The organism is Acinetobacter sp. LUNF3, from assembly GCF_022699605.1.
Lineage (GTDB): Bacteria > Pseudomonadota > Gammaproteobacteria > Pseudomonadales > Moraxellaceae > Acinetobacter > Acinetobacter johnsonii.
In genome coordinates, this window is the sequence record NZ_CP093969.1 from 1 (window position 1) to 14285 (window position 14285).

The 14285-nt window shown below is 40.5% G+C and carries 5 protein-coding genes; 4 read left to right on the top strand and 1 reads right to left on the bottom strand.

Features of this window, described 5'->3' with window-relative positions:
• The 4 genes from pglX (at position 1) to MN200_RS16155 (ending at position 13026) form a co-directional block, all read left to right on the top strand.
• A complete protein-coding gene (gene pglX, locus MN200_RS16140) occupies positions 1-3495 on the top strand; it encodes a BREX-1 system adenine-specific DNA-methyltransferase PglX (RefSeq protein ID WP_125274899.1) in 3495 nt (1164 codons plus the stop codon).
• 43 nt (positions 3496-3538) lie between these two features.
• The gene (gene pglZ / locus MN200_RS16145; RefSeq protein ID WP_151732000.1) at positions 3539-6163 is read left to right on the top strand and encodes a BREX-1 system phosphatase PglZ type A; all 2625 of its coding nucleotides are present in this window, start codon (positions 3539-3541) and stop codon (positions 6161-6163) included.
• A gap of 29 nt (positions 6164-6192) precedes the next feature.
• On the top strand, positions 6193-8232 hold the full coding sequence (gene brxL, locus MN200_RS16150) for a protease Lon-related BREX system protein BrxL (protein WP_034680344.1): 2040 nt from the start codon (positions 6193-6195) through the stop codon (positions 8230-8232).
• Between the two features lie 63 nt (positions 8233-8295).
• Positions 8296-13026 (top strand): AAA domain-containing protein, encoded by a 4731-nt coding sequence (locus MN200_RS16155; RefSeq protein WP_242760565.1) that lies wholly within the window; start codon positions 8296-8298, stop codon positions 13024-13026.
• A gap of 316 nt (positions 13027-13342) precedes the next feature.
• On the opposite strand, the gene MN200_RS16160 is transcribed toward MN200_RS16155, so the two are convergent.
• A complete protein-coding gene (locus MN200_RS16160) occupies positions 13343-14242 on the bottom strand; it encodes an EamA family transporter (protein ID WP_034616931.1) in 900 nt (299 codons plus the stop codon).
• Positions 14243-14285 lie beyond the last annotated feature (43 nt).

Below are 14285 nucleotides of genomic sequence, written 5' to 3' on the forward strand. Positions count from 1 at the left end.
ATGAATACCAGTAATATTAAAAAATACGCACCGCAAGCACGCAATGATTTTATCGCAGCCATGCGCAAGCAGGCGGCCAAATATGGCATCACCGCAGACCGCATTTTACCGGCAGAACAGAAAGGCGACTTGCTGCTGATTGGCGATCAGGTTTTTCCGCTATCCGTCATGAAACCACGTGACAAGCTGATCAAACGCATTCAAACCAGCAATTTTGAGCAGACGATTGATTATATCGCTTATAGCTGGTTTAACCGTCTCTGTGCGATTCGCTACATGGAATGCAAAGGCTTACTGGATCATGGTCGCCGTGTACTCAGTAGTGCCGATGGCAGTGCAGGCTTGCCGCAGATTCTGGAAGAATGTCTGGATATTGACCTACCAGGTTTAGATGCCAGCCGTGTGGCTGAACTCAAACTGGATGGCAATAAAGACGAAGAACTCTATCGTGAACTGTTACTGGCCCAATGTCATGCGTTGAATCAAGTCATGCCACTCTTGTTCGAACAGGTGTCTGATGAGTCAGAACTGTTATTACCGGATAACCTGACTAAAACCGACTCCTTGATCCGTGATTTGGTGAGCAGTATTCCGGAAGAAGACTGGTCGGATGTGCAGATTATTGGCTGGCTGTATCAGTTCTATATTTCTGAAAAGAAAGATCAGGTGATTGGTAAAGTCGTCAAGAGTGAGGACATTCCTGCAGCGACACAGTTATTCACCCCAAACTGGATTGTGAAATATCTAGTACAGAACAGTGTTGGTCGTCTATGGATGATGGCACAGCCAGAAAGTATGCTTGCCAGTGAGTGGGAATACTATATTCAGCCGGCTGAGCAAAGCAATGAAGTCAATGCACAGTTAAAACAGCTGATTGATGTGCGGATCAGTGAAGATGGCGATACCTTAAACCCTGAAAGCATTACGGTACTCGATCCTGCCTGTGGTTCGGGGCATATTCTGGTGGAAGCCTACGACTGCTTAAAAGCGATTTACTTAGAACGTGGTTACCGTAGCCGTGATATTCCACGTTTGATTCTGGAAAATAACTTGTACGGCATTGATATTGATACCCGTGCAGCACAGCTCGCTAGCTTTGCACTGCTGATGAAAGCACGTGAGGATGACCGCCGTTTATTTAGCAATCCACCGAAGCTGAATATTATTGCGCTACAAGACAGTCAGCCAGAACGTTTGGATGCATTCAGTCAGGATTTGGCAAGTACTGGTATTGCACAGACAGATTTAAAGGAATTGCTGGATCTATTTGAACATGCTTCGACTTTTGGTTCTTTGATTCAAATTCCAGCAGCATTTGCTAAGAAACTACCTGACTTAGAAACCAAACTCAATATAGCATTAGAGTCAGGGGATATTTTTGCACAGCAGTCAGCACAAGAGCTATTACCACTAGTACAGCAAGCAAAAATCTTAGCTAAAAAATATGATGCTGTGATTGCGAATCCGCCGTATATGGGTGGTAAAGGCATGAATGCAGCACTGAAAGATTTTGCCAAAAAGCAATTCCCAGACAGCAAGTCAGACCTGTTTGCCATGTTTATTGAACGTGGTTTCGATTGGTGTAAGGACAGCGGTTTTAATAGCATGGTGACCATGCAAAGCTGGATGTTCTTATCGTCATATGAAGCAATGCGTGAAAAACTGCTACAGGATAGAACCTTGTCTTGTATGGTGCATATGGGTAATGGGGTGATGGGAATTGCCTTTGGTACGGCTGCTACTGTCATGCTAAATAACCATATTAGTAATTATGCAGGTAGTTTTTCTTATTGTGAAAATGATGATGTAAATGAATTTGGCATCCCCAAACAATTCCCTGTACAAAATGAACGACTAAAAACAGCAAAACCAGATGATTTTAAGAAAATTCCGGGAAGCCCTGTAGCTTATTGGATTAGTAGAAGTTTTTTAGATATTTATAGTTCTAGCACTTTATTAAGTAATATTGCTCATTCTTTACAAGGTATGATAACAGGTGATAACAATAAATTTTTGAGATTATGGTTTGAAGTTAAAAAAAATGTTATAGCAATAGATAAATCAAGTATGAGAGACATTAAAGATGAGTATTGGATACCTTATAATAAGGGAGGAGATCTAAGAAAATGGTATGGTAATAATGAGTACGTTCTTAATTGGAAAAACAAGGGAAAAGATTTAGTTCGAGCAAGAACACAAAATAAAAATTATTATTTGAAACCGTGCGTTACTTGGACCTTCATCAGTTCTTCCTTTTTTGCTGCACGAAAATGCTTTGCTGGATTTGTATGGGATGTTGCTGGTTCGAGTGCATTTCCATCAGAAGAAAAATATGAAAGCTTGATTCTGGGGTTGATGTGTTCAAAGTTAGGTAAAAAGATCCTAAACGTATCAAATCCTACAATGAATTTTCAAGTTGAGAATATTTTAGCTTTGCCAATTCATAAGGACACTAATCTTATTCAAGAAAATGTAGAATCTAATTGTGAAAACTTAGTAAATATAGCTAAAAAAGATTGGGACTCTTATGAAACATCATGGGACTTTACTGAAAATCCAATTATTCGTGCTAATCAACCAAATCTAGAGCAAGCCTTTAGTTTATGGCAACAGCAAAATGCTGACGCCGTGGCGGAAATGAAACGTCTGGAAGAAGAAAACAACAAGCTGTTTATTGACGCTTATGGTTTACAGGATGAACTCACCCCAGATGTACCAGATGAGCAGATTACTTTAACCCGAGCCGACCGTGAAAAAGACAGCCAGCGTTTAGTGTCTTATGCACTGGGTTGCATGATGGGGCGTTATAGCTTGGACGAACCAGGTTTGATCTATGCCCATGCAGGCAATCAAGACTTTGATGCCAGTCGTTATCAAACATTCCCAGCCGATGCAGATGGCATTATTCCACTGACCGAAATGCACTGGTTTGAAGATGACGCAACACATCGTATCCAAGAGTTCTTAACTGCGGTTTGGGGTAAAGACAAATTAGACGCTAATATGCTGTGGTTGGCAGAAAGCTTGGACAAAAAAGCCAGTGAAACAGCGGAAGATACCATTCGCCGTTACCTAGCCAGCAAGTTCTATAAAGACCACATGCAAACCTATAAAAAGCGTCCGATCTACTGGTTATTCAGTAGTGGTAAACAGGGGGCTTTCCAGGCGTTGGTGTACTTGCATCGTTATAACGAAAGTACCTTGGCGCGTATGCGTACTGAATACGTGATGCCACTGATTTCCAAAATGACAGCGATGGTTAACTCTTTGCAAAGTGAAATCGAAAACAGTGATTCTGCTGCTGAAATCAAACGTAAAGAAAAAGAACTACAAAATCTGCATAAGCAACAGGCTGAACTGAGTAGCTTTGAAGAAAAACTGCGCCATTATGCCGATCAGCGTATATCACTGGATCTAGATGATGGGGTGAAAGTGAACTATGGCAAGTTTGGGGACTTGTTGGCTGAAGTGAAAGCAGTGACGGGGGAGAAATAATGAATAGCTTTTCTTCCACACTAGATCATGCAGAGGTGGTTGCATGAACTTAAGTCAACTTCAACAAGGCCTGGAACAAGCCTTTTATACTGAACAGCATCGAATTGTCTTTTGGTACGATGCTGAACAGTCATTTACTGAAGAAATCAAAGCCCTAGAGCTTAATGATGTCCATATTTTGAATATGGCAGAAGAATCCAGCCTTGCTATTAAGCTTAAACTGGAACTACAAGACCAACAGGGCAAATACTTGCTGTATTTCCCAAGTCCAGAGCCTGAAACTGAAAAAGACTGGTTACTGGACATCAAGCTGTATTCACGCAGCTTCTATGCCGATCGTTTCTCGATTATTTTCAATGAGCTCGGTTTACAACAACAAAGTTTAAGAGAACATCTGGCCAAACGTGAAGAGTTCCTCAAAGCCAAAGCGCGTCTGAGCACCTTAAAACGCTATATCCAGCCTGATGCAGATGCACAGGATCTGGATATGGCCATGATTGCAGCTGTGGTCAAGGCTGACAGTGCCGAGCTGATGCATATTGTCCTGGCGTTGGCAGATGAAATGGTACAGCAGAACCTGGCTCTGGAAGTCAATCCAGAATCCTTTGCTGAACTGGAAAAATTCCAACTGGTGCCGGCTTTGGTGACCGCATTACAGGCGGAAATTGGTTATCCAGCATCGGTTGAAGAATTGAATGGGGAAGCACCATTCAAGCTCGGTACGTTCTTTATCCGTTTGATGAGCACAGGTTTCTGTGAAAGCCTGGGCGATATACCGCTATGGGCTCAGGAACTGGTGATGTCATCTGTCAGTTCACGTGCGACGGCTAGAGCCTTCTTGTCGCGCTGGAGAGACAGTTCCAAATACTACCCAACCTTCGATACACTCTCCCAGAGCGTGGCCAATGCACTGCGGATCCAAGAAAAGGTCGGGGCTTTTGATCTGGAGCAGCTGCTCGATGTCATGACCTTTGAAGTGATTGAACAAAAGATCATTGTTGATTTGGCCAGTCATATCCCTGCAGCAGCCAAAGCTGAACTGGAACATTTCAGAACGGTTATTTCTACCCGTCTGGATGGCTATTGGGCGTCCAAACATAAGGACGATGCAACCCGCCGTAAATACCGTACCGTCTATACAGCGTTGCAGGCAGCGATTGAGCTGTTCAGTCTGCGACTGCTGTTTGATTCTGGGTTCTATTTCGAATCCAGCGAAGCCTTGTATAAAGCCTACGAGCAGGAGTTGTATCGCTTTGATATGGCATATCGCCACTACAGTGCAGCCTCTCAGCGAGCGCATGTCGATATCCTGAAAAAACTCGATGAAGAAGTCGAAAATTGCTATGCCTACTGGTTTATTGACCACTTGGCACGCAACTGGGGAGAGCGGATTGAAGCTGAGCAACGCTTGAATGTCTGGAAAGTGGCAGATATCCCAAATCAGCAGAACTTCTATGATACCCATGTCAGACCCTTACTCAATTCTGCAACGAAACGCCGTATTGTGGTAATTATCAGTGATGCTTTTCGCTATGAAGCTGCGGTAGAGTTGCGTGATCGTATTAATGAAAAGCGTTATTCTGAAGCGACCTTGTCTTCACAGCTGGGTGTTGTACCAAGTTACACCACACTTGGCATGGCCTCGTTATTGCCGCATCAGACTTTGGAGTACAAAGAGGCCGCAGGGGATGATGTTTTAGTAGATGGGCAGTCCAGCAAAGGGACTGCAGCACGATCCAAAATTCTGGCTGCCTATAATGGATTGGCAGTAACCGCTGAAATGGTAAAAGGCTGGTCGCGTGATGAAGGCCGTGAAGCGCTGAAAGACCATGAGCTGATTTACGTTTATCACAACGTGATTGATGCTCGTGGAGACAGTGCCTCGACAGAATCAGAAACCTTTATGGCGGTGGAACATGCTATTGAAGAACTGACTGAACTCAGCCGTAAAATTTTAATGCACTTCAATATTTCCACCCTGTTGATTACAGCCGACCATGGCTTCTTGTTCCAGCAAAGTAAACTGGAATCTGCGGATCGTTCAAGCTTGACTGAAAAACCTGCCAATACATTGAAGAGCAAAAAACGCTATGTGATTGGGCATGATTTACCAGAGAGCAAGGAAGCCTGGAAAGGCTCAACCCAAGCTACGGCAGGCACATTATCTGCGACTGATTTTTGGATTCCAAAAGGGGCGAACCGTTTCCATTTTGTAGGAGGCTCACGTTTCGTGCATGGCGGAGCCATGCCTCAGGAAATTGTGGTGCCGGTACTGACCGTGAAACAACTACGTGGTGAAAAAGCTGGGCAACGAACCAAGCGTAAAGTTGAGGTCATTTCTACCAAATCCACGCTGAAGATGGTCAATAACATCCAGAAGTTTGATTTGATGCAAACTGAAGCTGTCAGTGAGCTGGTCATGCCAGTGACTTTATCCATTGCCATTTATGATGGGGATCTTAAAGTTTCCAGTGAAGAAACTTTGACTTTTGATAGCAGTACCGACTCTGTTGCCGATCGGGTCAAGCAGGTCAGGCTGTCATTGTCTGGCACTGATTTTGACCGTAAGAAAGATTACTTCCTGGTACTGAAGGACAAAGACCTGAATATCGAGATGCAACGCTATAAGGTCACCATTGATCTGGCATTTACCGATGACTTCTTCTGATAACGAATTAACGATAGAGCGTAGCCTACATGGAATCTGCTAACGATAAAGAACTGGATCAGCTGCTGAATGAACACTTTGCTGGGCGGGTGGTACGTAAGGATCTGACTAAACTGATCAAAGAAGGGGCCAATGTCCCTGTCTATGTACTTGAGTACCTGCTGGGGATGTACTGTGCCTCGGATGACCCTGAGATCATTGAACAAGGTCTGCGTAACGTAAAGACCGTGTTGGCAGAGAATTATGTCCGCCCGGATGAAGCCGAGAAGGTGAAATCCCTGGTTCGTGAGCGGGGCAGTTATAAAGTCATTGATCGGGTGACCGTAAAGCTGAATGAGCGTAAGGACAAATACGAAGCATCATTTAGTAATCTGGGCATCAAAGATGCCGAAATCTCGGCAGGCATCGTCAAAGAGTATGAAAAATTACTGGTGGGTGGTATCTGGGTCATTGCTACGCTCAGTTACTATTTTGAAGAAGGACAAACCAATTCTCCATTTGGGGTGAGTTTACTCAAGCCGATTCAAATGCCGAATATGAATATGGATGAACTTTTCAGTGGCAGAGCAGCATTAAGCACGGATCAGTGGCGCGAGAGTTTAATCCGTTCGATCGGCATGGAACCGGCTTCGCTAAAAGAGGATGTGCAATGGCACCTATTAGCGCGTATGGTTCCGTTCGTTGAAAATAACTATAACGTCTGTGAACTTGGACCACGCGGTACCGGGAAAAGCCATATTTACAAAGAGTGTTCACCGAACAGTATTTTAGTCTCGGGTGGGCAAACGACTGTCGCCAATCTGTTCTATAACATGAGTAGCCGCCGTATTGGTCTGGTGGGGTTGTGGGATGTGGTGGCCTTTGATGAAGTTGCCGGTATTTCCTTTAAGGACAAAGATGGCGTTCAGATCATGAAAGACTACATGGCATCGGGATCTTTTGCCCGTGGCCGGGAACAGATGGAAGCATCTGCTTCAATGGTTTTTGTGGGTAATATTAACCAAAGCGTCGAATCGTTGGTAAAAACCAGCCATCTCTTGGCACCTTTCCCTGAAGCCATGATCGATTCGGCATTCTTCGATCGTTTTCATGCCTATATTCCAGGTTGGGAAATTCCAAAAATGCGTCCGGAATTCTTTACCAACCGTTATGGTCTAATCGTTGATTATCTGGCTGAATTCTTCCGGGAAATGCGTAAGCGTAGTTTTGCGGATGCCATTGAGAAGTACTTCAAGCTAGGGAATAACCTGAATCAGCGTGATGTGATCGCCGTTCGCAAGACGGTTTCTGGATTGATGAAGCTGCTCTACCCACATGGTCAATTTAACAAAGAAGATGTACGGCAATGCCTGGAATATGCACTGCAGGTGCGCCGTCGGGTCAAAGAACAGCTGAAGAAAATTGGTGGTATGGAATTCTATGATGTTCATTTCAGCTACATCGATAATGATACCTTAGAAGAACATTTTGTCTCAGTCAAAGAGCAGGGTGGTGGCGGACTGATTCCCGAAGGTCCAGCCAAGCCAGGTTTTCTGTATACCATTGGCCTCAGTAATAAGGGCATGCCAGGCTTATACCGCTTAGAACTTCAAGTCACTAAAGGTTCAGGAAAGTTGGCGACATCCGGCTTATGGAATTCAAGCAGTGCCAAAGAACAGGTCAAGATTGCTTTTGATTACTTCAAGGCCAATGCATCCCGGATCTCGGGGGGCAGTAAGGTGCTGGAACATGATTTCCACTTACATGTGGTGGAATTACAGAATACCGGGCCGCTCAGCCATCTTGCCTTGCCAAGTTTAGTGGCTTTCGCTTCTGGCCTGTTAGGACGATCGGTACAGAGTCAGATGGTGGTACTGGGTGATATGAGCTTGGGTGGCTCTGTGACTCCGGTGGAAAGTATTGCCGAATGTCTGCAAGTTGCTTTTGATGCTGGTGCCAAGAAGGTTGCTTTGCCAATGAGTAGTGCGGCAGATATCCCTACGATTCCTGTGGAACTGTTTACCAAGTTCCAGACCAGTTTCTATGCAGATCCGGTGGATGCTGTGTTTAAGGGGCTGGGAGTGGATTAAGTTGATTCTGTATAAATCAATTAAAGAGAAAAGCTTTTAAAATGATTAGGAAATATGAATCACATGAAGGATTTAATAACAGCTATTTTGGTTAAACAGTCCAAACTTACTGCTAGAGAAATTGCCAAAACTCTTGGTATTGAAAAGAAAGAAGTGAATGCTTTTTTATATCAAAATCAAGATATATTTTCACAAGATGAAGCCTTTTGCTGGTCTTTAGCTATAAACCCGTCAGTTAAAAAATTAGAAAGACCAATGATGAACTCTGAACTTGAATTAAATGATATTGTTAAAAATAAACTGATTCAATTGTTGGATTATGTATCTCATCAAGCTGAGGATACTCAAAAAATTCAATATGAAATGAGTGGTAATAGATTTTATTCTCATGATCTAGAAAAACTTCGTGGCTTAAAAATTCTGAATGATGACGATTGGTGGTTTCAAATTGAACGATTACAGCTTCAATCGATGCCGAAACCATCTGAAATACTCTCTTCCTATATTCATTTTGATGCCGAAAAAGAACCCACTGTTAATTTTTCTAGTTTAAATAAGATTGTATTTTTTAAAAAAGCTCATCAATTCCGCTTGCCCTACAGTAGTGTGGCATGTGATTTGATTCCTAAAATTGACATACTTCAGAAGCTGTTCAATGAATTCGAAAGCTATCAAAATATTTGGGAAGATTGGAAACAAAATAACGATGAGATTAAAAAATCTATTGTTGTTTATGACAAATTATTCTCATGGAATACAGCGATTAATTTAGGTGGAACAGGCGATGGTGAAGAAATTGTTGCAGGCTTTGGCTTAGTTGACTGGGTACTTCCAACGACTCAAAAATCTTACTCATATCCTCTTATTACTATCCCGTTAGAAATGGAGATAGAAAAAAATGGATTAATACGTGTAGGTGCCAAAGATACACGTGCCAATATAGAAATGGATGCCATCTTATTAGAGGATGATCTGCCTACTTCAGGACAAGTAAAATTAGCTTTAAAAGAAAACTTAAATAATGGTCGTTCATTACAACTATTTGAAGGGGAGACTTACTCTGATCTAGTTGACGCTTTCGTTGCGAATATTTTTTCAAGAGGAGTAATTGTTCAGGCAGAAAATAGGGCTATACCATCTAAAAATCTAGCGGTGACATTAACCTCTGTATTGTTTAGTCGTCCTAAAAGAAATTCTATTTTAAGTGATGACATTGAGTTATTGAAAACTAAACTTAATGATCCTTCAGTGGCTATACCTGAACAACCTTTATCGTTAGTGACAGAATTAAAAAGCGATATTAATCAAAAAGAAACTTACAGTTTTAGGGGGCGTTCTGGTACCGAAGGATTCGGATCAAAAGTTGAAGAGCTTTATTTCCCGCTGCCTTATAATAAAGAACAAATTACGATTGTTCAGAATCTGCTAACCAGCAGTGGTGTAGTTGTGCAAGGTCCACCAGGTACAGGTAAAACACATAGTATTGCCAATATTATCTGTCACTATTTGGCGAATGGTAAAAAAGTACTAGTAACTGCACAGCAGTCGCATGTTCTTAAAACAGTACATGAAAAGATTCCTGATGAATTAAAGCCTTTAGTAGTCAGTCGCATTGGTTCAAGCAAAGAAAGTAAAAATCAGCTTGAATCTTCAATCGATTTGATTGTGCAAAAAATTACCCAGATGAATGTTGCAGAAGTTCGAAAAACGATCGAAGTTCTAAAACATCAAATAGATCATAACCATCATGAAATGGCTTTGATTGATCGAGAAATATATAACTTTGCAGAAAAGCATTATCAGAATATTGAGGTAGATGGTAATAAAAAATTACCTATGGATATCGTGAAAACGGTATTAGAAAGTAGGGTATCTTACGAATGGTTTACCGACCAATTAACTTTGGAGGAAAAAGACCAGTTTCCTTTTTCCCAGATTGAGTTGATTCAATTGAGAGACTCAAGAAAGAAAATCGGTACAGATTTACCATACATAAATTATGGTCCTCTGCCAGCTCCTGAAAAGCTGTTAGATTCGGCGAGTCTGAAGAAATTAAGTGAGTTCTTAAAAGAAAAAGATGAGATTGAGGAATTCTTAAAGCAAAATGACCTACATCATTTCAAGGAAACTATTTCTGAATCAGAAATTAATGAGCTAAGAGATTGGTTAAAGATTTATCTAGAAGATCTTAACCTTGTTCTTGATCATGCAGAACCATGGTTATTGAGCTATTTCAAAAAGATAAATTCAGAAGATAAGGCTATGGAGCTGGATATCTATAGCAACCTTATTCAAGAAGTTCAGCCTTTATTGGAATACAGAAAAACGCTACTAATTGATCCCATAGAGCTGAATTTTGAGATACAACCAAACTCAAAAGAATATCAAGCTGTTCAACGTGCTGTTGATACAGGTAAGCCATTTAATTGGTATCATTTTGGTACTGCTGAATTACAAGACCTTTTTAAGTCAATTAAAGTTTCTGGAAAATATCCTGATACATCAGATGAATGGAAAAGACTTAAAGAATATCTTGATAGAAAGCAGACTCTTAACATCTTTATGAGCAAATGGAATAGTATTGCCGCACAATTAGACATTCCTTTAATTGAGTTAAATAATCGTAATATCGATGAAATATTAAAAGAGTTCACGCAGCTCATCAGTAGAACCCAAAAATGCCTAGATTTAAAAAATAAATATTTGGATCTATTTAATGCGAATTATCTAAAAGTTTTTAAGAGAGCTAAATTTTTTGATTTCTACGGATTACCTAAAAATATTGATGACTTGATTCAATTGTTAGGGCAGAAGTTAAAAATATTTAATTTAGAAGTCTATCAACAACAACTGGCTGATCAAATCCTTTATTTATCAGAGTTTGGTAATAAGATATCAAATCAGTTACAAAAAATAGTATCTCAGATTGATTCCAATTCATTACATGAAAGTGAACTTGGAGAGTATGCTGATCTATTAAAAAAATTATCACATTTAAAAGATCTAACTGAAGATTTTGAAAGAGTTAAATCCGCCAGTATTAGATTGAGTAAAACAAATGCTTTGATTGTTAGTAAAGACATTCTTGGAATTCCGTACGCTGAAGAAATTGAGGATCCTGTATTACGTAATACATTGCTAGAGGCTTGGGAATGGAAACGTCTTGAGATTTTTGTAATGGCCATTAGTAATACAGGTCAAATTGAAAATTTGTATGAGCGCCGTCGTATTCACGAGAAGAATCTATCACAAAATTATGCTCAATTGGCAGCAAACAAGACATGGCTGGCATTAAAGGAAAATGCCTCAGATAAAATTTTAGTTGCATTACAGCGTTATAAAATTGCTGTACAACACTATGGAAAAGGGACAGGTAAGAATGCTCCACGTTATAGAAAAGATGCTCAAGTAGCCCTTAAAGAGGCAACAGCAGCTATTCCTTGCTGGGTCATGTCACACCTTCAGGTATCTGAATCTATGCCTGCTGAATTAGGTCTCTTTGACTTAGTGATTGTGGATGAGGCATCACAATCATCAATTGACGTATTACCCGTTTTAATGCGTGCTAAAAAGTTATTAGTTGTGGGGGATAATAAGCAGGTTTCTCCGAGTAATGTCGGCCTAGCAAGTGCTCAAATTGATGTATTAAGGAATCGTTATCTACATGGTCAGCCGCATGCTGCATATTTAACACCAGATATGTCTTTATACGACATGGCTTCTTCTATCTATGAGTCAAGTGTGATGCTTCTAGAGCATTTCCGCTGTCATCCTGCAATCATTAGTTATAGTAATAAAAACTTTTATGGTAACCGTATTAAGCCAATGCGACTATCGAAGAAGTCTGAGCAGTTAAGCCCAGCTTTAGTCGCAATTTATACACCGCAGGGGTATAGAGAATCTAAAAACAGCAAACATATTAATCGAATAGAAGCGAAAGCAATTATTGAGGAAATGAAGCTACTTATTAAAGATGAACGATATACGAATAGATCAATTGGCGTGATCTCGTTGCTAGGTCCAGCACAGGCTGAGTTCATTCAATCAGAAGCTTTGAATGAGTTTGGCGCAGGAACTCTTACTCAGGTTCAATTTGCTTGTGGAGATGCTTCAGCATTTCAGGGTGCAGAAAGAGATATTATTTTCTTATCTATGGTAGCAGATCCTGAGAATTGTCATGCTTTGAGTCGATCTGATCATGAACAGAGATTTAACGTGGCTGCAAGCCGTGCTCGTGAAAGGATGTATCTTGTCCACTCCGTGAATCGTGATCATATATCTCCAAAAGATCTAAGGCTGAATTTACTCAATCATTTTTATGATTTGCAAGAAGATCAAAAAGCATCATTTGAAGCAAAATTAGACTTGTGTGAATCGGAGTTTGAAAAATCTGTATTTACGACACTCCATGAAATGGGTTACACAGTTACTCCACAGGTTAAGGTTGGAAGCTATCGAATCGATTTAGTCGTTGAGTCAGATGGTGATCAGCGTTTGGCTGTTGAATGTGATGGTGATAGCTATCATGGGCCAGAACAATGGCATGATGACATGACTCGTCAACGTGCTTTAGAACGCGCAGGATGGACATTCTGGAGATGCTTTGCATCGAGTTGGTCCATTGAACGTGAAAATATGATTATGTCATTAAAGGAAAAACTTGATGTAATGGGTATAAAACCTACACATGGAATGAGTAGCTTAATTCAAGATATAGAACACAAGGTGTGGGTAGATGACGAATCTGAAATGAGTGCGGAAAGTGACATCGAGAAAGATTTGTTAATTGTTTAATTGTACTAGCTTGTATTTAAATGGATTCGCTAGCGGACACTTACGGAACTAAAGATTACAGTAGTAATCTTTAGTTCATATATTTTTTATACATTCATTTTTAAAGAAACTATAGAAAAAATCAATTTCAATTTAATGCTCTACATGGCTTTGTTGCACAAATACCTAACACTATAATTTTATTATGTTTATTTTTATTGAAATTCAACAAAAACATTAAAAATCAGTAACTTTCAAAATATTTATGCAATAAAGCCTAAGGAAGTTACCATACTTTTTTATATGCTTAACTTCCTAAGCCTCTTATTTAATTATTTTATGTTGTTCGGACAAGTTTACGTGAAGTGATGTGTGATTGAATTTTTTGCCCCAATAAATGCACCATTAAACCCAGCATAACAATACAAGAACCCAGCCACTGCAAAGTATTTAATTGTTCATCTAAAAATAAATAGGCAAAAATCATACTTATAACAGGCACCCAGAGTGACAATGGGCTAATTTTAGCAGCAGGATAACGTGTCAGTAGGTAGATCCATAAGCCATATCCGACAATAGTGGCAAAGTAAGCGAGAAATGCTGCAGCACCAAATCCTTTCCATGTCAGCGCATGCCAATCGGCTATCACGCCTTGCCAGCCAATATTTTGTACTGCTAAAAGTAAAAACCATAAAGGGGTAAGAATATTGCCCCATACGACCAGACCAATTGGGTTAACAGGCCCCATTTTTTTGACTACGATATTACCACAGGCCCATGAAATTGCAGAGCATAAAACCAATGCCAGCCCCATTAATGGCACATGACTATGTTGTTGACCGAATGCAATTAGCATTAAGCCCATAAAGGCAATCGCTATGGCCAACCACTGGTTCCAGAAGGCTTGTTCACGTAATAAAAATGCTGCAATCATGACAGTAAAAAATGCTTGGGATTGAACCACCAAAGCGACTAAACCTGTAGGCATTCCAGTCGCAATTGCACTGAACATAAATGCAAATTGAGAAAAGTTACTAATAAAGCCATAAAGTAATAACCATTTCCACCCGATGCTTGGAATACGAATGAAAAAGAGGGCAGGCAATAAAACCAGTAGATAGCGTAAACATCCGAGGAGCATAGGGTGTATCTCACTGACGCCAACTTTCATAAAATAAAAGTTAATACCCCAGATGAACACGACTGCGAAGGCAGCAAGTTTATCTTTTAAAAGCATATGTAATTTCCTAAAGACGTGGATGACCTGTACTTGGTACAGG